The organism is Prosthecobacter sp., from assembly GCF_044222345.1.
GTDB lineage: Bacteria > Verrucomicrobiota > Verrucomicrobiia > Verrucomicrobiales > Verrucomicrobiaceae > Prosthecobacter.
This window is the reverse complement of record NZ_JBGANL010000025.1, coordinates 1-22634: the sequence shown is the minus strand read 5'-3', so window position 1 is coordinate 22634 and position 22634 is coordinate 1. Positions and strand designations below refer to the sequence as shown.

The window sequence follows — 22634 nt, the reverse complement described above, 5'->3', positions numbered from 1 at the left end:
GCCACGGGCTGCGTGGCCGGCTGTCTGGCCGAGGAAACTGAATCGATGTCCCGCCATGAAACGCCGATCTTTCTGTCTGGTGCCGCTTTTCGAAGGCGAATCAAAAGACGCATGGCTGCTTTTATTTGTTTTTCCGCCTGTGTCGCACGGGCATATGATGTCGATCTACTTTGACCGGGAGGCGGATCTGGAAACGGCCAAGGCGATCTGGCTGAGCGTGGAGGAAAAAGAACCGTGAGTGAATCTGAGAGCTGAGCATGTCCCTATGAAAAACGTCACCCTGCATATGTTAATTCTGAGCCTGAGCTGCATGCTGAGCGCCTGCGCTGCGAAGACAACGTCTGCCGCGACTCAGTGTCCGGTGAACGAGCCTGTCCGCTGGAAGGTGGACGATGCTGATAGGCCCTCTTATCTGGATGCAGATGTCGAAGAGATCGCGGTGGTGGAGCGGATTTCCTATGACCAGCAGGCGCAGGCCTTTCGCATGCTGGAGTCCGGAAGCTTTGTGCGCGTGACGAATGCCAAAGCCGAGGAGCTGATGGGGCATGCCTTTTCGGCGCGCAGCGCCATCCTGAAGCAGGCGGAATACCATGCGGAGCGTGCGGCCTTTTTCGCGGAGCTCTGTCTCGAAAATCCGAAGGATACCAGCCACAGGGATGCCAGGGACGAGGAGCAGGCCTCGGCCCGGCGGCTGCGCTCTCAGAGCAGACATCTCAAGCCCTACCTGATGCGGGCCATCGGTCTCGCAGGCTGCGGAACGGGGAGCTTCAGTGCGCTCCGTCATCATGATGATATCTGGGTTTCCTTTGGAGGGATTGGCAGCGGATTCACCCCGGAGCCGCAGGCGGTGATTGTTTATCTCGACCGCCCGCCCCGAGCTGCGCATGTGACGACTCCGGGGACCTGTCTCTGATGGAATGGGAGCGTTGAGTTCGTGCATGGTTATGCCCCTCATTCCTGCACGGAAACGACGGGGTGCGGAAGGCGGGTAAGGAGGCGATTCTCGGGCTTGACCCAAACAAGATGGAGTGAAAGAGGATGTTTGAATTTTCCGCCGCCCCATGAGTGATTCCGAGCCCCTGCTGATTTATCCGATTCCGAGTTTGATTTCGATCCTGGTGAGCCGGGAGGAGGAGAAGGGGAGCGCGCTGACGGAGGCGGAGGTGATCGAGATCCGCAATGGGTGCAAGGCGGCGGCGGTGCCGAGGGAGGTGGCGGCGAAGATTGATGCGGAGCGCGGGTACAAGGACATCGACCCGGTGCGGTGCTGGGAGGAGTGGCAGGAGGTGAGGAAGACGTTTTGAGGATGGTTTGTGCTGCTGTTTTCTGGTATCCACACGCCTTGAGATGGATGCCAAGCCGCCATCGTCTGAGCCGTCAGGTTTATCTGACGGGCTTGTAGGACCTTCCATCTCTCAGCCAGCCGGTGCCATCGCAGCGAGGGCAGGTTTCAAAGGATATGCTCAGGCCGCCAGGGTCCACGCGTCCATAGCCGCCGCATTTGGGACACTTGTAGGCTCCCTGATCCATGGCCTGCGCATCCCTCTGATGCTGCTCCGCCGTGATCCGGGTCATGCCTTCGCCCGCCTTGTCGAGGCCTTGTTTGGCCACTGCGGCACCCGAAAGCAGAACGGCGCCTGCAACGGCTCGATAAGGCTCCATACGAGATGCTACTTCTGATCTGTACTCAGCGGTTTTGGCATTGACGTCGATCTTGGGATCTGAGTCATCGACCATGCCATTGTTGAAGGAAGGCTCTGGCGGTGAGCTGGGTGCAATGGGGGCGAGCTGGGCGGAGTACCGGGATGGGGCGGTGTTTTCAGTCGCGCACGCGGCCAGCAGCAAAGTGAGCAGAAGAAGCGCAGAAGGTGTTTTCATCGGAATGAATCCTAGTTGCTGTGAGTCACGGTTTTGAAATCATACATGTTCACCTCGAGTTTGACAGATCCCTCCTGTTTGGAGCCGCCTTGGAAGACTCCGAGAAGGTGGGCGGATTCGGCCAGAGGGACTTTCTTCGTCCACCTAAAAGTAGTGGGGCTGGCGGATTCCAGTGTGACTTCGCGGCCAGAACCCAGACTCAATATGTAGTCACACTGTCTTGAAATGGGGAAAGGGAGGCCGTCTTTGAAGGCGATGGTTGTTTCGAGGTCGTAGTCAACGTATGTGCCGATGCGCGAGCCGATCAGCTCAACATGATTTTCCTCATAGGGCTCGCTTTTGCTGATGATGCGGATGTTGTATTTGAACAACAGGTCGGGGCTCCGCGTGGTCGAGCGTGAGGGATTGCTCTCAAGCGGGATCCGGTACAGCCAGCCCATGGGGATGTCCTGGTTGCGATCCAGTCTGAGGTATTTCAGGAAACGCTCGTACATTTCAGAGGCTGTGGCGTCATCTTGCGAGACTCTGGAGAAGGATGAGCCGCTGTCAGATGTGGTCTGCATGGCGGAGTCAAGCAAGCTACAGGAAGGGATCGACAGTGCAGTCAGGATTGCAAATGCGCGTCGAAAGGAAGGATGCATAAGGCAGTTGGTGGGTGGGTGATTGGCACCTTCATGCATTCAGCTGCATTTTTAAGGTGAACATTGAAGAGATGTTAACCGAATATTGGATTTTGCGGCAAGTTTTTTTGGTTATGAGTTCTGGAGAACTTGAGCCCTCCTTCTTCCGTCCAACCAACCGAGCACTGAGGTCTTATCCGCAGGTAAGGTTATTCTCGTTTTCGAGAATAACGTCAAAGGCAAAAAACTTACTTTCTGCGGAGTATGAATTGGCATAAATATCATTGTATCTGACCTGAATCAGAACACTGAAACCGGATTCATTGTGGAAAGTCCAGAATCGCCATTACCAAATTTGCAACCGTCCGCTTTTGGACTGCCGCCTGCTTTGCCGCAGGGGGAGAGTCTGAATCCGTTTGCGGATGATGTTTGTGCGGGGCCGTTTGGCGTGGCGGAGAATCGCTCGGTGCCGGGTTTGAACGGGGACATTTTAGGGCAATTGACGGCGACGATTGATGAGCGTCAAAGCAGCGCGGGTCGTGCTGGCGGGCAGCCTCTGCTGCTGCTGACGGCGCCGCGTGCGGGCTACGGCAAGACGCATCTGCTGGGGCGTCTGGCGGCGGCGGCAAACGGGCAGGTGGTGCTGGTGCCGCTGGCGTTTCGGCTGGAGGATGAGATCGGTATTTCGGCGGTGGCGGTGCGCGGGCTGGAGTCGATGGCGCGTGCGGAGGCTTCGCGGGAGGGCTGGACGAAGCTGCGTGAGGCCTGTGCGGGTGTGTGCGCGACTTTGGTGCGGCGTTTGATCGAGAACGGTACGCTGCCGTGTGCAAACCCGGAGCAGGCGCTGCGTGTGCTGGGCGGTGATCCGGTGGAGGTGTTTGACGAGAAGGGCAGTGCACGGCTGATCGGTGACTGGGTGCGGCGCTTTGAAGGGCAGCTGCGCAAGCCGATGACGGAGCAGGCGATGAAGCGTGTGCCGGCGATCCCGACGGCGCTGGAGTCGTGGGTGAATGCGATGCTGAACCACGCGCTGGACGGCGGCATGAGCCACATGGCGGTACTGCGCATGCTGGCGGCGGATGAATCCAATGAAGGCCCGGTGACGTGGCTGCGGCTGCTGGGCCTGTGGCGGCCGGTGGTGCTGCTGGTGGACCATCTGGATGCGTATTACCGGAATCCGGAGGCTGGGCTGCGCATTGCCTCCCTGCTGCTGGACATGTCTGACATGGATGGGGTGCATGTGGTGCTGAGCCTGAACCAGGATGTGTGGCAGGCGACGTTTGGCCACCATCTGCCGAGCGCGATGGAGGACCGGCTGACGGCCTCCCAGATGCTGCTGCGTGGCATCGGGGAAGGCGAGGCGGCGACGCTGCTGCGCCTGCGCCTGCAGCATGCGGGCATCCCGGTGGATGCGGGGCGTGAGTTCACGAATTTCCTGGATGTGAAGCGCTATTTCCTGGGACGGCCGCTGGGCTCGGTCTCGGCGCGTACGTTTCTGCGGCATGCGGCCAAGCAGTGGGACTTTTTTCAGCAGACGCTTTCGGCTCCGGTGATGCAGGGCGGGGTCTCTCTGCACACGATGACTGCGGATGAGGGCGTGGTGCCGCTGATGACGGAGGAGGTGGCTGAAAGCACGGAGGAAAACCAGGCATCTGCGGGGGAGTATCCGATTTTTGATTCCAGCACGACGACGCAGATGAAGCTGATGGCGGAGGGGCTGGCGGAACCCACGCCGGCGCTGCCACAGGAGGATGAAGCGCCGCTGCTGCCACCGCCTGCGGGCCTCAATGGGAAGCATCTGCCGCCGCCGAGCGCGGTCGTGCATGCGGACACGAGCGAGGAGGATGAGGCGCCGGCGCAGTTCTCGCCGAGCTCTGCGGGTGCGTTTGAAAATCTGCGCGAGATGCTGGGCAAGCTGAGACAGCCGAGTGCGCCGCATGCTGCTGAGACGACTGGGACGCATTCGGTGGCCGAACGTCTGTCTGATGTGCTGGGTGCTGTGGCCACACCGGCGCCCGAAGCGGCTGTGGCTGCTGCGGCTGTGGCACTGCCTGCGCCGGCTGCTGCGGTGGCCATGCCGCCGGCGTTTGTACCCGCATCCCGGTCTGCGGCGACGGGTGCGCCAGCCGCGCAGAATGCGGAGCGTGATGCGCTGCTGGGACGCTATGAGGCGCTGCGCCTGCAAATGGCTGCGGAGGCGCTGTCTCTGCCGCTGGATTTTACGAAGCTGGCGGATCTGATCCGGCTGGCGGGCAGGCGTTTTCCGCTGGTACGCTTCAGCGAGCATGAACTGCCGGGCATGACGGGCCGCTATGCGATGTGCTGGTCGCTGCAGGGACTGGAGGTGGTGTTTGGCCTGGCGAATTTCGCGGACGGCCCCTACTGGCGCACGCTGGCGGGTTTTGCCGCCGGGCGTCTGGCGGAGGTGAACCAGGATGCGCAGGCCACGGGCACCGCGGTGCCACGGCTGAAGATCACCACGTTCAAGACGGACCGCGAGCAGGAGAGCTGGACGATTTTGCAGCAGAGCCCGTCTTTTCCTGAGGTGCTGAAGACGAACGTGGACCCGATCCACCTGGACACGCAGAATGTGGCGGCGCTGTATGCGATGCAGCGGATCATCAAGGAGGCGGAAAGCGGAGCGCTGGAGGCCACACCTGCGCAGGTGATGAGCGTGCTGGCGCGTGAGCTGGACTTCTTCTGGAAGAGGGTGACGCGGGCGGCGTAGCGGAGGAAGTTTGCAGTTGTTTGCGGTGGTTGACGATTGTTTGCGGTTGTTTCCTGAGTCAGAGCTGCGGAAGATGAGCGGGAATGGCAATGATGAATGACGAAGGTGGAGATGAGGCGGTGCTTCCGCTTTTTACGGCACGGCCATGGGCGGTGGCGGGAGGCTTGGGGTCTTCTGAGCCGGGCCGTGCAGTGAAGCCGGCGGTGACGGAGGGGCTGGAGCTGTTTCAGGCGGCACCTGCTGCAGCGGAGGCGGAGGGCTACGCGGCGTGGAAGTCGGAGATGGCTGCGGAGAAGGCGGCCGAGGAGGCGCGGCGGCGCAGCGCGGAGCTGCCCGTGCGTGCGGGTGAGGAGGGCTTTGCGCGCTGGAAGGAGGACGCGGAGGTGGCGCGGCGTGCTTTTGAAAAGCGCTGGGGCGTGCCGCTGGGAAAGCTGGTGCGCGTGCAACTGCGCGGGGAGGCGCGTGAGCGTGAGGGGCTGCTGCGCGTGGCGGAGGAGGCGGCGGAAGGATCGAGCAAGCTGCTGCGCCTGACGCTGGGCGGACACACGTTTGCGGCGGCGCAGATCGAGAGCGTGGTGCGGGTGTAGCTGCGGGGGATGGGGTGGTTGGGTATTTTGTGGTATGACTGTGTCTGGGCGGGCTTTCACAGCCATCGCGATGCAGAGGGCTGCAAGGACGACGCACTTTTTTGAAGCGCCTGCGGGTGCTGCAGACCCGGAAACAGGGACGCGCACAGCGCATCCCTACCAGCTCTGGAGCTTCGCGGCAGGCCCGGAGAAAGCGGTGGCTGCGATCGTGCTTCCATACGCAACCTCATTCCCAATTTAAGGCTGTGGTGGAGGAGCAGTAAAATGAAGAGCGGCGGCGACTCCTTATTTGGCAAAGAGCTTGTGCGAGCCGTCGCAGGCGGGCATTTTTTGGGAGTGGCCGCAGATGCAGTCGTGGATGCCTTTGCCAGCGAGGATGCGGGGCGTGCAGGCTTCGATGCGGGAGGTGCGGGTGGCGGACTGCTTGGCGGCGTTGAAGTGGAGGAGGTAGGCGCGCTGGCGGCCGGGGGTGAGGGCGGCGAAGGCTTCGTCGAGCGCGGGGTTTTTGTTGAGTTTGGTTTGCAGCTCTTCGGGGATGGGCTCGGGGGTGGTTTTGTACTCCGGCTTCACTCCTGCCTTTTCGTTTTCGATGGCGGCGAGGAGGAAGGCTTTGAGGTCGGGCTCCAGGGCTTTGATTTCCTTCACGCTGGTGAAGGGGATGTAGCGCCCGGCCTGGGTGTGTTCGCCGGGTTTTTGGAGGAGTGCGCGGGGATCGTCAAGGAGGGAGCCGTTGCAGAACATGAGGCGGCAGTGGTCTTTGAAGCCGCCGATGAGGACGATGTTGCGGCCTTCATGGGTGTAGCAGGGCTGGTCCCATTTGAGCTCTTCGGTGAGGCCGGTGGAGAGGATGATGCGGCGCAGGGCTTTCATTTCGGGCTGCCATGCCTTGGCGTTGGCGATGTGGGCATCGATGGCGGGGTGCATGCGGCTCATGAGGGATGAATCGAAGCGGGTTTAGTTTGAGCCGGTCGAAAAATAAATGGCCGCAGCGGAAGGTGAGAGAGCGACGAAGCCGAATGTGCGGCCCGTGAGTTTCTTGGGTTCGTAGAACTCGCAGTTTTGGAAGGCGGCGGCAGCGGGCCACCAAGCGGGCGCGGGGCTGTGGCCACCGTAGCGGGGAGAGTCTACGTGGCTTGTTTGTGGAGAGAGAATCTTCTGCCACTTGGGGAGGTCTGCGGCAGGGAAGGTGATGACGCCGGAGAGAGTTTCATTCGAAGGGCCGGGAGCCAGGCCTCCACTGATGACGTCTTGGGCCATGTGGGCATCGAGGAGCGGGCCGGGGAGCTTGTCGTATTTGGAGAGGATGGCGGTGGCGCGGGTGACGCGCTCTGACTGCGTGCCGGTGATCTCATCGCGTGTGTGGTTTGGACCGCAGGCGCTGAGGGTGCAGGCGAGGATGAGGAGCGTGAGGGCTTTCATGGGGGAGCCGGTTTGCTGGTCTTCTTGAGCAGGAGAGGGTGGGGTTTTCGAAGACGAGGGTGAATGAGGAGGCGCTGCCACACACGCACTGGCCCACGAATGACCCTAAACTGAGGCGTGGGAAGTTCCATGCCTTCGCTGGAGGGTCATTGTGCGGTTGTTTGGGAATCAGGGGCTCTGGCGAAAGCGCTGGTCGACGGGCAGGAGTGCCCATCGTACTTGGCGAGCCTGCGGCCTACTTCTTGGGCTCTTCTTTTTTCTTCTTCGGTTCTTCCTTTGCCTCTTCGGGCTTCACGGGGACGCGGACTTGGAACTGGGTTTCTTTGCCGAGGTTCTTGGTCAATGTGGCGGGGTAGTCCCAGGCGGACTTGTCGGGGGCGTAGACGACGACTTTGCTGCGCATGGCGGCCATGGCGGTGGCCTGGGGGATGTCGAGATATTTGAGGACGTTGAGCATGGCGGGGCCGACGGCCTGGGGATCGCCGGCGACGGCGACGGTGCCGTTGTGGGTGAGGGGGAGGTCGTGGAGGTCGAGGCGCTTGATGTTGTCTTCAAAGAGGGAGGCGTAGAGGGCATCTACGGCCATGTCGCGATGGGCCTGAATCCAGAGCGGGGTTTCGCCGAAGCCGGGGATGGCGCGGATGGTTTGCAGGGTGCGGCGGATGTCCCAGACGCGCATGCCATCGAGGGTCTGGCCGAGGAGGTAGAAGCGGCGGAGGCGCTGGGTCTGGGCCTTGGCGCTGCCGGTCCAGGCGGTGGGGCCGACGCCGCGCGGGCAGATGTAGGCCATGCCCCATTTGAAATTGGTGAACATCTTCTTTTCCTGCTCGAAGGCGGCGTCGTCCTTCGGTGCACCGGGGAAGACTTCGATGAGCTTGCCAAAGCGTGAGTGGTAGGTGGCGCAGAATTCATCCCAGCCGGGTTCATCGAGGACGTTGAGCGCTACGAGGTCGAGGTCTTCGGCGCGGAGGCCGTCGCGATGGACGACGTAGAGGCGGAGGCGGAAGGGGGACTGGCTGTCGAAGTCGTAGGCGGTCATGCGGATGCCATCGACTTCGGCGCTGCTTTCCTTTTGCGGATTGACGGAGGCGATGTCCTTGGGCCAGCCGTTGAAGACTTTGTTTTTGAGGTCCTGCATCCAGGTGTCGCTCTGCTTGGACCAATCAGCCGTGTTGGTGGCAGGCGAGGGTGCTTTGGCCATGGGGACGAAGGTTTCGTCGGCCTTGGTGTTGATCTCGTCCTTGGGGAGGCCGGCGGTGAAGACTCGGAGGGATGCGGGCTCGATGGTTTTCTTCGCGCCGTCGATCACGGCCATGGTGTCGGCACCTTTGAGGAAGCGCTCGAACCAGTGGAAGGCGCCCATGTTGAGAGGCTGCAGGTCCTTGTGCGGACCTTCGGCGACCTGGAGGCCGATGTTTCCCTCTTTGCCGAGGAGGGAGTAGAGCTTGCGCACGTTTTGGTAGATGCGGAAGACGCCGTCGATGGGGAAGATGGAGTCTTTGTCGGTGTTGACGATGAGGAGCGGGCGCGGTGCGGCGAGGGCGACCATGCGCTCGAAATTCCAGCGGTAGGTGTTCACGAAGAACATGCAGTCGCAGTGGCCTTCGACGCAGCCGTCGATGACCTGGTTTTGCATGTCGGTGACGCCGGCGGTGGGGGCGCTGGCTTGGATGCGTTCATCCAGCGCGGTGATCCACCAGGAGTAGGCGCCGCCGCCGCTGCGGCCGGTGACACCGAAGCGGGTCTTGTCCACTTCCTTGCGGGTTTCGAGGTAGTCGAGGGCGCGGATGCAGCTCCAGGCTTCGAGGCCTGCGGGGGTGTAGCCGCGTGAGAACCACCACCAGCGGCCTTTGCTGTAGGTGCCGTGGTGCTCGCCACGGATCTCGCCGAGCTGCACGGTATCGATGATCATGCAGGCGTAGCCGTGGCGTGCGTACCAGACGCCGTGGTGCTCATAGCCGGCCTTGTTGCCGAGGCTGACGCCGTCTTTGACCACAACGGCATGGCCGCAGACGTAGAGGATGGTGGGCAGAGGTTTGTCCATTTTCTCCGGCAGGTAGAGATTCGCCGTGACGTAGAGTCCGGGCATGGACTGGAAGTGCATTTTTTCCACGATGTAGCCGTCGCCTTTGAACTCGCCGGTCTTGGTGGCATTGAGCGGGGTCTTTTCCGGCAGGGGATCGAGGCCGAGCATCTCAAAGAGCTGGCGGCGGTACTCGGGGGCCTTGGCCTCCCAGTCGGCAGCGGTGGTGATCTGCGCGAGACCATTGTCTGCGGTGATCTCGCGTGTCTGCTCGGCGAAGTAGCGGTCGATGAGCCTGTTTCCCAGCGTGTCCGGGGTCTTTTCAGGATAGGGCGAGGCCGCGAGCAGGAGGGACGGCAGCAGGCAGAGGAGCAGGGGAGAGCGCATGAGATGGGATGACAGCCAAAACGTTCCCCGATGGCAAGAGTGATCGTCATTTCCATCGGCGCATAAAAGTGCACGAAAATGCAAAACAGTGGTTGCATAAAAACTGAAGCGTCTATATTCGCGGCCCCTGTTTTTCACACCTGCTCGGGTGGCGGAATTGGTATACGCGCAAGACTAAGGATCTTGTGCCGAAAGGCTTAAGGGTTCGAGTCCCTTCCCGAGCACCACTCTTTGAAGTACAAAGAGTCACGGAGAACAGTGTGAGCTTAACAACTGACTGATTTGTTCACGGGTGAACTTGAGGTTCGCGCAGATGATGAGCGCGGCATGCGCGGGTGTTGCCGCGTTCTTGTTCACCAAGCAAAAAACGTGGCTGGCTCAGAAGCGGTAGGTCACCGAGAGGCGAAACATGCGGGGCTCGATGGGGTGCACGTGGACGCCGTCCACCGGGGCGGCATCACTTTTGAGCTGGGAGGCATAGTAGTAGGCCACATCGTAGTCGCTGCGGTTGAGCAGATTGAGGCAGTCCATGGCGATCTCCCAGTTGTTCTTGCGGTACCCGAGGCGGGCATTGACCTGAAGTGACTCGCGCGTTTTGACGTCCACCACGGAATCCAGGGGGCGCGGTGCGAAGTAACGGGCACGCAGCGAGCCGAAGAAGCCCTGCGCGCCGCCGAGGGTGATGCCGCCATTGAAGGTGTATGGAATGGAGTTGGGGATCTTTTGATTGGGCGGATCGGTGTCGACGAGGTGCGCGCTGGTCAAGGTGGCCTCCATATCGACCATGACCCAGTCCTTGGGACGCCAGTAGCTGGAGAGCTCGATGCCCTGGCGCATGGAGGCGGCCCCCGGCTGGGTGGTGCCGGCATCACCCGTGTAGATGAGCTCCGAATCGCTGTGCAGCATCCAAAAGGAGAGTGTGTTCACCAGCTTGGGGATGGACTCGTTGCGAATGCCGATCTCGGCGCCGTAGGTGCGCACCAGCGGATTGACGCGGTCTGCGGGGAGGCCGGTGTTGGGATCGGTGGTGATGTTCACGCCGCGTGCGTCATTGCTATGAAAGCCCATGCCGGCGTTCACATAGAACTCTGTTTTGGCCCAGGGGCCGAACACCATGCTGAGCTTCGGACTGACGATGCCCTTGGTGAGCGATCCGGCATTCTCGGGGAGGTTGCTCTTCTCCACGTTGAACTGAAACACGTCGCCGCGCAGACCGGGGATGATGCGCAGCCAGCGCACCGGCTTGAGCTCAGCCTCTGTGTAGAGGCCGTAGGTGGACTGGGTGATGTCATCCTGCCGCACGGTGTTCCAGCGCTGACGCTGAGAGGTGTTGTAGAGGCCGAGGCCGGTGATGATGTCGGTGCGCAACTGCACGCCGAGGGTGAAACGCTGCTCCTGGCCCAGGGCATCAAAGCGCCAGTCACGCGCGAGTTCGCCGCCGAGAAACCAGCGGTGGTCCCTCTGCTCGAACTGGTCGCCCAGGGTGTCGCCACGCGCGAGGCTGTCCAGGTAGAAGGTGAAATTGGAGAACAGATCGAGGTCGTAGAAGCCCGCGTAAGCATTGGCGCGCGTGGTGGTGCGGCCTTCATTGCGCACCCAGTCGAAGGACAGGCTGTAGCGCTGTGAATTGCCGCCGTCGGTTGGGTCCAGGTTCCCGTAACGACCGACCAGGCCGCTTTCCATGGCACGCACCGGCACCTGGTCGGTGGACCTCCATTTGCCATGATAGCCCATGAAGGTCAGGTTGATCTTGTCCTTGGCGTTCTCCCAGTGCCAGCGCAGGAAGCCGTTCAAGCGGGTGGCGTCTGAGGGCAGATCCCAGGGGCCATTGTAGTACTGATGCTCCAAGGCCACGGTGAGCTGACCGGCACCCGCCTGGATCGTATCTGCGATCAGCGTGCGCGTGTAATCGTACTCGCCCCAGGTGGTGGAGAGGATGCCCTGCGGGAGGGCATCGAGCAGCTTGAAGCGCGCCGCCCCGGTGGAGCTGAGATCACCGTGCTGCGCGTAGTAGGTGCCCTTCCAGTACTCCAGCTCACCGACCAGTTCCGGGATGATGAAATTGGTGTCCGCATAGCCCTGGCCGTGAGCGTGGTTGCGCAGGTTCACCGGCATGCCATCGACGTAGATCGCAAAGTCGGTGCCGTGATCAAGGTTCGTGCCGCGCAGGTAGTACTGGTTTGCCTTGCCATCCCCGCTGTGCTGGGTGGCGATGAAGCCCGGGATGCTTTCAAGAAAATCGACACGACTTGAGAAGGGACGTGCCATGAGCTCCTTGGTGCTGGTCTGGCCTTTCGAGGCGGAGGTGGCGATGCCGATGAGGCTCTCCGCCTTGCCCTCAATGACGATCTCGGGCATTTCAAACGCCAGCTCCTCAGCCAGCGAGGCACCTGCGCCAGGTGCTGCCACGGGAGCGGTCTGCGCCTGTGCAGACCACGCAAGCAGCAGGAAAGGGATCAGGAGAAAGCGGCGGTGCTGCATGTGGGAGGAGTGGCTGTCACGTCTCCCAGACGATTTTCCGAGCGCCGCCCCATAAAATGACCGGGGAAAACTGGCGTGGCCGGCAGGCTCAATGCTCTTCGTTCCACCATTGGAGCAGCATCTGCCGCGCACGATAGAGGCGGCCTTCCACGCCACGCACGGAGCAGTTGAGGACCTCGGCGCATTCTTCATGGCTCAAGCCCTCCATGGTGGTGAGCATGAGCGCCGCCCGCAGTTTTTCCGGGAGCATGGCCAGTCCGCGCTCCAGCTTCTGCATGTCGCTGTTCAGCTCGGCACTGGCGTCCGGTGAATTTTGCGGGCAGAGCGGCGAGTCTTCGACATCGTCTAGGGCAATGGTCTTCTCCCGCTGACGCGAGGAGCGCGATTTCAAACGATCCCGGCACAAGTTCAGGGCGATCTGATACAGCCAGCGGGAAAACTTCGCACGTCCTTCAAATTCCGGCAGCGCCTGCCAGGCGCGCACAAACATGTCCTGGCAGACTTCGCGCGCATCCTCGGTGCAGCGCAGCCAGCGGCAGCAGAAGCCGAACAGCCGCTCCTCATGGTGCTGCACGAGCCATTCAAACGCCGCCATGTCCCCCGCCTGGGCAGCACGGATCTTCTGCTGCTCCACGTCTTCCAGCGTCGCAGCATCCGGCTCCGTCAGCAGGAGGTCAATGCTGGCGGGCAAGGCTGTCATGGGTCCACTCCAGGAGTTTGTTCGCCTGTGCCGGGCGCAGGTAGCGCTTCATGGCAAAGAAATGATCCAGCGTCATGCGCTGCAGTTCGCCCTGGGCCTTGTTCAGGCGCTCCAGCGCTGATTTGAGCCGGGCATCGTTGACATTGGCCTCGGCGATCGTGGCGGCGACTTCCAGGCCTGCTGCGTGGATCTCGCTCCTCAGCCGCACGCGTTGCTGCTCAAACTGCGCTTCAATCGGCTCCAGTTTTTCATGCTGCTCCGGTGTGATGTCGAGGTGCTCATGCATCCATGCATGGAAATCCGCCTCGGCATGGTCATGTGCGTGACCTTCGCCATGGCGGTGCAGCGCCCAGTCCGTGACGAACAAGGCTGTGCCGCCGGCAAAGAGCGCGGAGAAGAACATGGAGATGAGCAGCCATTTGACACGTGAGGTCATCATTGGGTCGGTCCTTCGCGGAAGAGATTCATGGCCGGGGGAGTGGTGTGCGTGGTGTCACGTGAGGCGAGGGTCCATCCGATCATGCCGGCGACAAGCATGCCGGAAATGGCGGCGAGGATGAGCAGCCACTGGACGAACACACGCCGGCGCTTTGCCCGGCCATCATCGGTCCGCACGCGTGCCATCACCGCGCCTTCGAGCGAAGGCGGCAGCGCCGCCGGCGCAGCCGTCGCTGCGCGTTTGAGCAGGCGGTTGAGATCATCATCGTTCATGGCGGCCATCTATGGCCAGACTTTGGCCGTTTTGCATCCTTTTAATAAACGGGCGGCTTGAACCGAGTACCCTTACGGCCAGAAAAATAAATCCCCGACCCGGGCAGATGGGACGTAATCTATTACCAACCACTTATCTTATGATGATCCAATTATCTACGAGCAAGACGGTGAAAGAGACGGCTGCGGCGCTGCAGATTGCGGTGCCTGCGAACAAGTTCGGCATCATGCAGGTGCATGATCTCAAGGAAACGATGTGGAAAAAGGGCGTGGAGTTTGACCATGAGTGCCTGATCTTCGAAGTGTGCCAGCCGGAGCAGGCGAAGAAAGTGCTCAGTGAAAACATGGGCATCTCCACGGCGCTGCCGTGCCGGATCTCCGTGTATGAGGAAGGAGGCCGGACGGTGCTGGCCAGCCTGAAGCCTACGACGCTGCTGGGCATGTTCAACGCGCCGCAACTGAAAGGCGTGGCGATGGAGGTGGAGGAGACTCTGGTCAAAATCATGACGGAGGCGGCCTCGGGGTGACGAAGACTCCCAAGACGGCTGCGCCTGTGAAGGGGGGCGTGGCCAAGGAAAAGCTCCCTGAGATCGTGCTGACGATCGGGCATTCCACACGCACGATCGAGGAATTCACGGCTCTGCTGAAAGCTCACGGAGCCACCTGTGTGGTGGATGTGCGAACGGTGCCACGATCCCGGCACAATCCGCAGTTTAACAAGGATTCGCTGCCTGCCTCCTTGAAGGAGGCGGGCCTGGGATATGTCCACATGGCGGGGCTGGGAGGGCTGCGCCATGCGAAAAGCGACTCGCCGAACATGGGCTGGCGCAATGCTTCGTTTCGCGGCTATGCGGATTACATGCAGACGCCCGAATTCGCGCGGAATCTTGAGGAGCTGATCGAGCTGGCGAAGCGGGGGAGGATCGCCGTGATGTGCGCGGAGGCGGTGCCGTGGCGCTGCCATCGGTCCCTTGTGGCGGATGCGCTGCTGGTCCGTGGCATTCCCACGGAGGACATCATGAGCGAGACGAGGCGTCAGCCGCACTCTCTGACACCGTTTGCCAAAGTCCGGGGCGGCACCCTCACTTATCCGGCTGAAGCTGCGACGGAGGTGACAGCCAAGCCTGCGGCCAAACGCCGCGCGGTGAAAGCCCGGGGCAGCAAGCCAGTTCAGAGAGGACCGTCGTTATCGACGTCAGCCGCAAGCTCTGCGGGAGGGTAGGTCTAAAACCTATCAAGTGCTAATCGACGGTTTGGAAACGTATGGTATCCCATTGTTATGAGCCTGACCACTCCCATGGATCATTGCCCGCCCCAGGTGAACTTGCCGAATGGATGCCGTTGGCGCGTGAGGAGCGCGGTGAATGTGGCTGCGCTGTGGCTGATGCTGGTGCTAGGCGGATTTGCCCAGTCCGGCGCGCAGGGTGCGGAGGCGGCGAAGGAGCGCCCAACGAAGGACCGTGTGGTGGCCAAGGTGAACGGGATGCCGATCCATGCCTCCGATCTGGATGCCATGGTCAAAGCGCAGGAGCGGATGCTGCGGGCCCAGCTGGCGGATGATCCGGTGCGACTGAAGAAGGAACTGGCGGACGTCCGCCGCAATGCTCTGAACGCGCTCATCGACTTCCAGCTGCTGGAGGATGAGTTTTTCAGGCTCGGGGGTGTCATCAACAAGGAGGACATCGAGAATGATGAGCAGCAGGTGACGAAGCTTTCCTTCAACGGGGATCACGCGGCATTGATGGCGGAGATCGCCGCGGTGGGCGTGTCCTTTGAGAAATTTCGTGAGCTGAGGGAGCGGATGATCATCGTGAGCGCGGTGCGCGAGAAGATCGCGAATGACCTTGAGTTGACGGACGCGATGGTGCGGGAGCATTATGACAAGGACCTGCAGCGCTGGCGTGAGCCGGAGTCGGTGAAATTCCACACGCTGACGATCCTGGGCAAGACCGCCAATGCGCGCACCCTGGCGGAGAGCCTGCGCACGCGGATGGTGAACGGGGGAGACTTTGCGGAGATGGCGCGTGAGAACAGCGCGGACAGCCGTGCGGATGACGGCGGTGCCTGGCCCTGGACACGACTTTCAGACATCAATGATCAGGTGGCTGGTGTGATGGCAAAGATGAAAAAGGGAGAGCTCAGCGCGGTGCTGGAGGAGCCGGGCAATTTCCTCATCCTGCGGGTGGATGACATCCAGCACACGGAGCCGAGGCCGTTTGAGAGCGTGAAGGAGATCGTGAGAACGTCGTTGATGGAGGAGCTGGCGCGGGAAAAGATCGAGAACCGGCTGAGCCAGCTGCGCGAGGCGGCGGACATCCAGAGGATGGGGCCGGTGTAGGGCGGGGGATGCGCCGGGGTGAAGGGGGGGCTTTGCGAGGCGGAGAGGCTGGCGGGTTAAAAGCCTTCGAGGAGTTTCTTCTCCGCGTTGCGCACCTCGTCTGCTTTTCGCTTCTTCTCCGCCAGCGCCTCGAACTGCAGCAGGCCCGTGTGGCGGTCCCACTGGCACTCGCAGATTTCATTGGACCAGTAGAAGTGAAAGTTGCGGCTGGCGTCTGGGCGCAGCTGCCAATTGCTGCCATTGGCCATCCGGAGGATCTCCACTTCGCGTTCATTGAAGCGGGTGGCGGAGTCGAGTTTTTTGTAGCTGATCTGCACGCAGAGGCCATCGACAAAGAAGCAGGTGATGGCGATGCCTGACTTGTGAAAGAGCAGGGTCTTGGGCTGGGGGCGCTGTGCGGGCTCGCCGTAGCGTTTGATGCATTCGTCCAAGGTTTCACCGATGCGCGCCTCTGTGCTGAGGGCGAGGCAGAGGAAGGAGAGGAGGGTGAGGGAGAGGGCTTTCATCGGCGGGTGTGGAGGAGATGACAGCGTGACGAGGTGGAAATGACAAGATCAAAGTGGGAGGGGTGCTTGAAGAGGGAGCGGCGGGAGGAATCGCCTGCTGCGGCGCCGGACTCCATGGGCGCTGCGCCAGGCAGCCGGTGGGGACCGAACTCAGGTCTCTGCGGCGTTTCTGCCGGTGCGATGCAAAGACGGGTGCTGTGGATGATGGCTGGCAGACCGCTCGCCCAGAGCCGATCTGGACATCAGCGCTCCCAGCCATGAGCTAGGCCTGGCACGGAGCGGCATTCGGTACTGGGAGCGCCGGTTTTTAACCGGCTCTGGAAAAGCTCCGCAGTAGAAACAAGTGTCGCAATTCCCCTGAGCTCAGTCGCGCCCGCCAGCTTTTCGCCTGCGTGCATGTCGTGGACCTCATTCCCTCAATAGGGAATCTTGTCGGCTTTGGCCTGCCATGCATCCAAGACCACCACCGCTTCGTCTCGCAACAGCTGATCCATTGGGAGCTCTCTTTGAGGGATGGGCAGCGCAAGCTCACGATAGAGGTGTTCATCATTGAAGCCGATGGCTGCCGCATCCTGCCTCGTGGCGGCATAGACCACACGATCCACCCTGGCCCAGTAGGTCGCAGCCAGGCACATCGGGCATGGCTCGCAGCTGGTAAAAAGAGTACAGCCTTCGAGCGAGAACCTCCCCAGCCTGGCTGCTGCAGAACGAATGGCGACAATCTCAGCATGGGCTGTTGGATCATTGGTCGACGTGACCTGGTTCCATCCCTCGGCAATAATCTGGTTCTCGCAAACGATCACCGCACCAAAGGGGCCTCCATGCCCAGCCTCCATGTGGTGTTGGGCAAGTTGGATGGCATGCCTCAATAAGTCGGTGTCTGGATTCATCTGAGTTGTGCGTTTCAAATCCTCCCGAGAAGTTAATAACAGGCTCTGAATGATTCCGGGGTGGTTAATATCCAGGAAGGCTGGAGTGAAAGCAACGTGGGATCCAATGACGTGCTGCCGAGACGAGAGAGTGGCTGGTATGATGGAGCAGATGGCATGGATGAATGGAAAATGGGGCGGGAGGGGATGGGCGGGGCGGGGGCTTGTTTAAGGAGGGGGCTGGGAGGGGGCGGGGAGAAAAAAAGGGAGGAGTCAGAAAACTCGGAGCAAGTTCTTGCCTGTAATTTGCGACTTGCTAAAGTGCGCGGCTTTACCCGCCACGGATCAACCAACCGACCCATATTCACTCATGCCTCCATCCTTTTTGCTGACCAACGGCATCGCCCTCGCCATCGCCCTCTCTATTGTGGGGCTTGTTTTTGCTTTCATCCTGATCAAAAAGGTCGTGGGGGCGGATGCGGGTAATGAGAAGATGACGGAGATCGCGAGCGCGATCCAGCAGGGGGCGAAGGCGTACCTGAACCGGCAGGTGATGGCGGTGAGCCTGATCGCGGTCGTGGTGTTTGCGGCGGTGTGGTGGCTGCGCGGCGGCCTGACGGCGGCGGGTTTTGTGGTGGGCGCGGTGTGCTCGCTGGCGGCTGGCTACATCGGGATGATGATCGCGGTGCGGGCGAACGTGCGCACGGCGCAGGCGGCCTCCGTGGGGAGCCATCCGGCGCTGAAGGTGGCCTTCAATGGCGGTGCGGTGACGGGCCTCCTGGTGGTGGCGCTGGGACTGCTCTCAGTGGGTGTGTTTTACCTGGTGGTGCGCGGCACGGGGGCGCATGCAAAGCACGCTATCGACTCGCTGGTGGGTCTGGCGCTGGGCAGCTCGCTGATCAGTGTGTTTGCTCGTCTGGGCGGCGGTATTTATACCAAGGCGGCTGATGTGGGCGCGGACCTGGTGGGCAAGAATGAGCAGAATCTGAATGAAGATGATCCGCGCAATCCGGCGACGATCGCGGACAACGTGGGCGACAACGTGGGGGACTGCGCGGGGATGGCGGCGGACGTTTTCGAAACGTATGCGGTGAGCCTGATCGGCGGCGTGCTGGTGGGCCACCTGACGGTGGGCACTGAGGCGGCGGTGGTTTACCCGTTTGTGCTGTGCGGTCTGGCGATCATTGCTTCGCTGATCGGCATCGGCTGGGTGAACTTCATCAAGCAGGAGGCGACGGCGTCCCTGGTGTGCGGGGTGGCGGTGTCTGGCATCGTGGCTTCGGCGCTGTTCTGGTGGTCCACAGCGGCGATCTTCCCTGCGGGGATCAAGATCGGTGAGCTGGCGGTTTCGAGCACGAACCTGTTTTACTGCGCGGCGGTGGGTCTGGTGATGACGCTGCTGGTGGTGTGGATCACGAACTACTACACGAGCACGCACCACAAGCCGGTGCGCTTGATTGCGAAGGCTTCCGAAACAGGCCCGGCGACGAACATCATCGCGGGGATCAGCATCGGGAACCAGGCGACGCTGCTGCCGGTGCTGGCGATCGCTGCGGCGATCTGGGGCTGCTATGATCTGGCGGGCCTGTATGGCATCGCGATCGCGGTGGTGTCCATGCTGTCGCTGTCGGGCATTGTGATTTCTTTGGATGCGTTTGGTCCGATCACGGACAACGCGGGCGGTATCGCGGTGATGGCGGGTCTGCCAGAAGGCGTGCGCAAGATCACGGACGAACTGGATGCCGTGGGCAACACGATGAAGGCGGTGACGAAGGGCTACGCGATCGCGAGCGCGGGCTTGGCGGCGATGGTGCTGTTTGGCTCGTATGTGGAAGACTTGCAGGCCTTTGTGGGGCACAAGGTGAGCTTTGACCTGATGGACCACCGGGTGGTGATCGGGATGTTCATCGGCGGGCTGCTGCCGTTCCTGTTTACGTCTTTCTGCATGAGCGCGGTGGGCAATGCGGCGGGTGCGGTGGTGCGCGAGGTGCGCCGCCAGATCACGGCGAAGCCTGGCATCCTGACGGGTGCGGACACGCCTGACTATGCGCAGTGCGTGGACATCGTGACGAAGGCGGCCCTGGGCCAGATGATTGTGCCGGCGCTGCTGCCGCTGATCTTTGTGATCGCGGTGTCGTTCCTGGGCATGGAAGCGCTGGGCGGGGTGCTGATCGGCACGATCGTGACGGGTCTGTTTGTGGGCATTTCGATGACGAGCGCCGGTGGCGCGTGGGACAATGCGAAGAAGTTCATCGAAGAAGGCAACCACGGCGGCAAGGGCAGCTTTGCGCATCAGGCGGCGGTGACGGGCGACACGGTGGGTGATCCTTACAAGGATACCGCCGGTCCTGCCGTGAACCCGATGATCAAGGTGGTGAACATCCTGGCGATTCTGGTCATCCCGATCGCGTTCAAGGCGGTGGTGAAGTGATCGCCTGAAGAGTCTAAATGAGAGGGGCCTCCAGCGATGGGGGCCCCTTTTTTTATGGCGGGGGCGGTGGAGTGGTGGAGTGCGAGGCGGTGTCGATGGACAGGATTAACAGGATGGCAGAATTTCAGGATTACTGGAGGGGTGGAACCGAGCGTAAAGAGGTAGACGAACGGAGTGAGCCCGGAGGGTGAGTGTGGCGAATCAATGGTGGAGGGACTGTGGGCGGGGGCTGTAGGAAAGGGGGATGGCGGCTTGGCTGGCGGGCTGTGGTGGGACGAAGGATTCTGGGGACGCGCACAACGCGTCCCTACCAGCGGTGGGGCCGCGCGAAGGGGGGCGGTGGAGGATGGCCGGGGAGCTGGGGGATTGGAGCGAGTACGAGTCTGGGGATGAGAGGGGGAGGTGGGGTGTGAGCCTGCTCAATCAGCATTTGATTCTCAAGACTGGGAGCGCACTATATTGGGGGCGGCGTTCCTCCCTGTGTTCGCCCGGCATTGTGACTGACTTTTATCCCATCGATAACCAACGCAGCAGCAACCTGCGCATTGCCATCACCGGCACGGTGGTGGTGCATGCGCTTTTGCTGGTGCTGCTGGCGTGGATGTTTGCGAGCGAGGCGGCGCACCGGCTGTGGCTGGAGGCGCACCAGCCGCCGAAGGTGGAGAAAAAGGAGGAGGAGGTGCTGCTGTTTCCTGAGCAGTTCCTGACGACGCCACCGCCGCCTAAACCGAAGCCGGAGCGGCAGGTGTACATCCGCACGGCGCAGAATGAGGGCTCGGACACGGCACCGAACAAGCCGGCGTTCATCGCGGACCGGAACACGCACGCCTCCACCACGAAGGCCCCGTCTCCGGATGGGACTGAGCCGCTGCCTTCGATGGACGGCCAGAAGAGGCAAATGCGTGAGCTGGCGGACCGTGACTACCGCGATGGGGACCTGAAGGATGATGCGCGGCCGAAGTCGCAGCCGCCCGAGGTGGCGATGCTGAGCCCGAAGCCGCCGGCGCCGCCCACGCCAGAGGCCCCGCCTTCGATCTTGAAGCCGAAGAATGCCGCACCGCCGCAGCCGCCCAAACCGACGGAAATGACGCCGGAGACCGCCAAGCAGGAGCCGACCAAGACGGAGGCGGAAAAGGCTGCGGAGACGCAGAAGATGGCGAAGGTGGAGCCTGACAAGACGCCGCTGACGAAGATGATGGAGGAGGCGGACAAGGAGCTGGCGAAGGTGGACCTGAACCGGCTGCCGCTGGACGTGAAGAAACCGGACCCGATGGAGAAGAGGCCTGACGCGCCGCCGAAGACGGAGCCGGTGCCGAAGAAGCCTGAGATAGCGCAGGACATGCCGCCGCCGACTCCGCAGGAGAAGCCCATCCCGAAAGCGCTGCCGGTGGTGGAGGATGAGGCGGTGAAGCGGACGACGAAGAACGCGGACCCGAACGCCTTCAACCCCTACACGCGCCGGTCAGAGACGAAGGGCACGATTGCCAACCGTGGCCTGGAGGACTCGGTGGATGCGAAATCGACGCCGCTGGGGCGCTACTACCGGCAGGTGACAGGCCAGATCGAAAGGAAGTGGCATCAGTATCTTCATCTGCGAGGGGATGCGCGGCATCCCGGGTACATCGAGATTCGTTTTTACATCAACAAGAAGGGCAAAGTGGAAGGGCTGCGGGTGACGGATGACAAGGATTCCAACCCCCTGCTGACCGAGGTGACGGTGCGGGCGATCCAGGATGCGGAAATCCCACCGATTCCCGATGATGTGCTGCCTTTGCTCCCAGAGGAGGATGAGGGGCGCTTCAAAATGAATTACAACGGGCTGATCGATTACCAGTGACAGCCTGGCCATCCCCTGACGCGCTGCCACCGGCAGGTCGAGGGCAGGGGGGCAGGGGGGAGGGGTAGCGGCATGTCTGCTGGCACCTGCGGCGGGGGGCGGTGTGCCGGCCGGGGAAATGGAAATCGTGTTTTCCGTCAATAAAAAGGCAAGGTTGAGTATGTTCGTGCCGTGAATGTCAGGCTGCCTTAACCGGTGCGCATCGAGGCGACCTTGCATGCCATCAAGGCTGCGGGGATGCCGTGGTGGCCAAAAATGATTCCAAACACTTGAAAGTCGAATTCAATGTCCTTCATAACTGACCTGACCGCCGCCGAATTTTGTCTGATGGGGCTCAATATGCTGCTGGGCTGCTTTGCGCTCTCGATGACCCTGCTCGCGGGGCGGAGGCTTGATGCGCAGGCGTGCATGCCGGATGTGCTGTAGATCGTGGGCATGCTCTTTCTGCGGGCACTCCGGCGGGTGAAGAGCGGTGTGGGGGGAAGCTGCCGCCGTGGAGCCGGTACGGCCTCAAGGTGTCCGGGCGGGTGGAAAACCAGTGGCAGATGTGCCGGGTTCTCACTTTATTTATCTTGCGGGTGATCAAGGATGCGGACATACCGCGGATGCCTCTTGATGTGATCCCTTCGCTGCCGATGAATGATCCTGAGCGCCTGAAAATTCAATATGATGCCCTTATTTACTGAACTCCTCGCTTCTGCCACTCCCATGCTGGCGGCGGCTGCCACAGCTGCTGCTGAGGCCACTGAAAAGGCTGCGCCCTCGGGGCTGCAGCTGGTCTATGAGTTCCTCTCGACGGGGGGCTTTGTGATGGGGCTGATTGTGATTTGTTCGATGTCGGCCATCGGGGCGTCGATCATGGCGTGGCTGCAGCTGCGGGAGCAGGTGATCATGCCGAGCGCGGTGGTGAGCCAGCTGCGGGCGATTCCCAACTATGCGCTGAAGGGGGACATCCGGCCGCTGCAGGAGTTTCTGGTGCATGATGGCTCGATGCTTTCGCGGCTGGGGAGCATGGCGATCAGCGGGGCCTTTACGAGCAAGCAGGAGTGCCATGATGCGTGCGCGATCAAGGCGCGGGAGGAGATCCACCGGCTGGAGAGCGGGATCCCGCTGCTGGAG

23 protein-coding genes and 1 tRNA gene are annotated in these 22634 nt (G+C 61.6%); 13 read left to right on the top strand and 11 right to left on the bottom strand.

Annotated features, from left to right (window positions below; translation table 11 throughout):
• Positions 1 to 55: 55 nt before the first annotated feature.
• The 3 genes from ACILSL_RS14575 to ACILSL_RS14565 all read left to right on the top strand — a co-directional run bounded on the left by ACILSL_RS14575 (position 56) and on the right by ACILSL_RS14565 (position 1304).
• Positions 56 to 238 carry a hypothetical protein gene (locus tag ACILSL_RS14575; RefSeq protein WP_395732774.1) on the top strand — a complete coding sequence of 61 codons (183 nt, stop codon included), beginning with the start codon at positions 56 to 58 and terminating at the stop codon, positions 236 to 238.
• Positions 239 to 310: 72 nt separating this feature from the next.
• Positions 311 to 913 (top strand): hypothetical protein, encoded by a 603-nt coding sequence (locus tag ACILSL_RS14570; protein ID WP_395732773.1) that lies wholly within the window; start codon positions 311 to 313, stop codon positions 911 to 913.
• A gap of 148 nt (positions 914 to 1061) precedes the next feature.
• Entirely contained in the window at positions 1062 to 1304 is a 243-nt protein-coding gene (locus ACILSL_RS14565) for a hypothetical protein (protein WP_395732772.1), read from the top strand.
• 79 nt (positions 1305 to 1383) lie between these two features.
• On the opposite strand, the gene ACILSL_RS14560 is transcribed toward ACILSL_RS14565, so the two are convergent.
• Together ACILSL_RS14560 and ACILSL_RS14555 are read right to left on the bottom strand one after the other, a co-directional pair.
• The gene (locus ACILSL_RS14560) at positions 1384 to 1878 is read right to left on the bottom strand and encodes a hypothetical protein (RefSeq protein ID WP_395732771.1); all 495 of its coding nucleotides are present in this window, start codon (positions 1876 to 1878) and stop codon (positions 1384 to 1386) included.
• A gap of 11 nt (positions 1879 to 1889) precedes the next feature.
• Positions 1890 to 2441 carry a hypothetical protein gene (locus tag ACILSL_RS14555; protein ID WP_395732770.1) on the bottom strand — a complete coding sequence of 184 codons (552 nt, stop codon included), beginning with the start codon at positions 2439 to 2441 and terminating at the stop codon, positions 1890 to 1892.
• A gap of 412 nt (positions 2442 to 2853) precedes the next feature.
• Between ACILSL_RS14555 and ACILSL_RS14550 the strand changes: the two genes are divergently transcribed.
• Both ACILSL_RS14550 and ACILSL_RS14545 read left to right on the top strand, forming a co-directional pair.
• Entirely contained in the window at positions 2854 to 5226 is a 2373-nt protein-coding gene (locus ACILSL_RS14550; RefSeq protein ID WP_395732769.1) for a hypothetical protein, read from the top strand.
• An 89-nt stretch (positions 5227 to 5315) separates the two neighbouring features.
• Positions 5316 to 5813, top strand: coding sequence for a hypothetical protein (locus ACILSL_RS14545; RefSeq protein ID WP_395732768.1), 498 nt, complete (start codon positions 5316 to 5318; stop codon positions 5811 to 5813).
• Between the two features lie 285 nt (positions 5814 to 6098).
• Here ACILSL_RS14545 and ACILSL_RS14540 read toward each other — a convergent pair whose 3' ends face one another.
• The 3 genes from ACILSL_RS14540 to ACILSL_RS14530 form a co-directional block, all read right to left on the bottom strand.
• The gene (locus ACILSL_RS14540; protein WP_395732767.1) at positions 6099 to 6737 is read right to left on the bottom strand and encodes a DUF1801 domain-containing protein; all 639 of its coding nucleotides are present in this window, start codon (positions 6735 to 6737) and stop codon (positions 6099 to 6101) included.
• A gap of 30 nt (positions 6738 to 6767) precedes the next feature.
• The gene (locus tag ACILSL_RS14535; RefSeq protein WP_395732766.1) at positions 6768 to 7232 is read right to left on the bottom strand and encodes a hypothetical protein; all 465 of its coding nucleotides are present in this window, start codon (positions 7230 to 7232) and stop codon (positions 6768 to 6770) included.
• A 235-nt stretch (positions 7233 to 7467) separates the two neighbouring features.
• A complete protein-coding gene (locus tag ACILSL_RS14530) occupies positions 7468 to 9642 on the bottom strand; it encodes an alpha/beta hydrolase family protein (RefSeq protein WP_395732765.1) in 2175 nt (724 codons plus the stop codon).
• Between the two features lie 142 nt (positions 9643 to 9784).
• Between ACILSL_RS14530 and ACILSL_RS14525 the strand changes: the two genes are divergently transcribed.
• Positions 9785 to 9869, top strand: a tRNA-Leu gene (locus ACILSL_RS14525).
• A gap of 151 nt (positions 9870 to 10020) precedes the next feature.
• Here the strand turns inward: ACILSL_RS14525 and ACILSL_RS14520 are convergent.
• From ACILSL_RS14520 to ACILSL_RS14505, 4 genes are all read right to left on the bottom strand, one after another.
• Entirely contained in the window at positions 10021 to 12123 is a 2103-nt protein-coding gene (locus ACILSL_RS14520; RefSeq protein ID WP_395732764.1) for a TonB-dependent receptor, read from the bottom strand.
• Between the two features lie 88 nt (positions 12124 to 12211).
• Positions 12212 to 12823: an RNA polymerase sigma factor gene (locus ACILSL_RS14515; protein ID WP_395732763.1), complete on the bottom strand. Its 612-nt coding sequence runs from the start codon at positions 12821 to 12823 to the stop codon at positions 12212 to 12214.
• On the bottom strand, positions 12798 to 13262 hold the full coding sequence (locus tag ACILSL_RS14510) for a periplasmic heavy metal sensor (RefSeq protein WP_395732762.1): 465 nt from the start codon (positions 13260 to 13262) through the stop codon (positions 12798 to 12800). Before ACILSL_RS14510 ends, ACILSL_RS14515 begins: the two co-directional genes overlap by 26 nt.
• Positions 13259 to 13534, bottom strand: a complete 276-nt coding sequence (locus ACILSL_RS14505) for a hypothetical protein (RefSeq protein WP_395732761.1) — start codon at positions 13532 to 13534, stop codon at positions 13259 to 13261. Before ACILSL_RS14505 ends, ACILSL_RS14510 begins: the two co-directional genes overlap by 4 nt.
• Positions 13535 to 13674: 140 nt before the next feature.
• Here ACILSL_RS14505 and ACILSL_RS14500 point away from each other — a divergent pair, with 140 nt between their 5' ends.
• From ACILSL_RS14500 to ACILSL_RS14490, 3 genes are read left to right on the top strand one after another with little or no spacing between them, the layout of a single operon-like run.
• Positions 13675 to 14061, top strand: coding sequence for a DUF302 domain-containing protein (locus ACILSL_RS14500; RefSeq protein WP_395732760.1), 387 nt, complete (start codon positions 13675 to 13677; stop codon positions 14059 to 14061).
• A complete protein-coding gene (locus ACILSL_RS14495; RefSeq protein ID WP_395732759.1) occupies positions 14058 to 14756 on the top strand; it encodes a DUF488 family protein in 699 nt (232 codons plus the stop codon). Before ACILSL_RS14500 ends, ACILSL_RS14495 begins: the two co-directional genes overlap by 4 nt.
• Positions 14757 to 14813: 57 nt before the next feature.
• On the top strand, positions 14814 to 15872 hold the full coding sequence (locus ACILSL_RS14490; protein WP_395732758.1) for a peptidyl-prolyl cis-trans isomerase: 1059 nt from the start codon (positions 14814 to 14816) through the stop codon (positions 15870 to 15872).
• A 56-nt stretch (positions 15873 to 15928) separates the two neighbouring features.
• On the opposite strand, the gene ACILSL_RS14485 is transcribed toward ACILSL_RS14490, so the two are convergent.
• On the bottom strand, positions 15929 to 16378 hold the full coding sequence (locus tag ACILSL_RS14485; RefSeq protein WP_395732757.1) for a hypothetical protein: 450 nt from the start codon (positions 16376 to 16378) through the stop codon (positions 15929 to 15931).
• 416 nt (positions 16379 to 16794) lie between these two features.
• Positions 16795 to 17268, bottom strand: a complete 474-nt coding sequence (locus ACILSL_RS14480; RefSeq protein WP_395732756.1) for a nucleoside deaminase — start codon at positions 17266 to 17268, stop codon at positions 16795 to 16797.
• Between the two features lie 349 nt (positions 17269 to 17617).
• Between ACILSL_RS14480 and ACILSL_RS14475 the strand changes: the two genes are divergently transcribed.
• The 4 genes from ACILSL_RS14475 to ACILSL_RS14460 form a co-directional block, all read left to right on the top strand.
• Entirely contained in the window at positions 17618 to 19678 is a 2061-nt protein-coding gene (locus tag ACILSL_RS14475; protein ID WP_395732755.1) for a sodium-translocating pyrophosphatase, read from the top strand.
• 496 nt (positions 19679 to 20174) lie between these two features.
• Positions 20175 to 21515, top strand: coding sequence for a hypothetical protein (locus ACILSL_RS14470; RefSeq protein WP_395732754.1), 1341 nt, complete (start codon positions 20175 to 20177; stop codon positions 21513 to 21515).
• A 285-nt stretch (positions 21516 to 21800) separates the two neighbouring features.
• A complete protein-coding gene (locus ACILSL_RS14465; RefSeq protein ID WP_395732753.1) occupies positions 21801 to 21941 on the top strand; it encodes a hypothetical protein in 141 nt (46 codons plus the stop codon).
• A 240-nt stretch (positions 21942 to 22181) separates the two neighbouring features.
• The coding region (locus tag ACILSL_RS14460; RefSeq protein WP_395732752.1) for a hypothetical protein at positions 22182 to 22634 on the top strand (453 nt) is incomplete at its 3' end.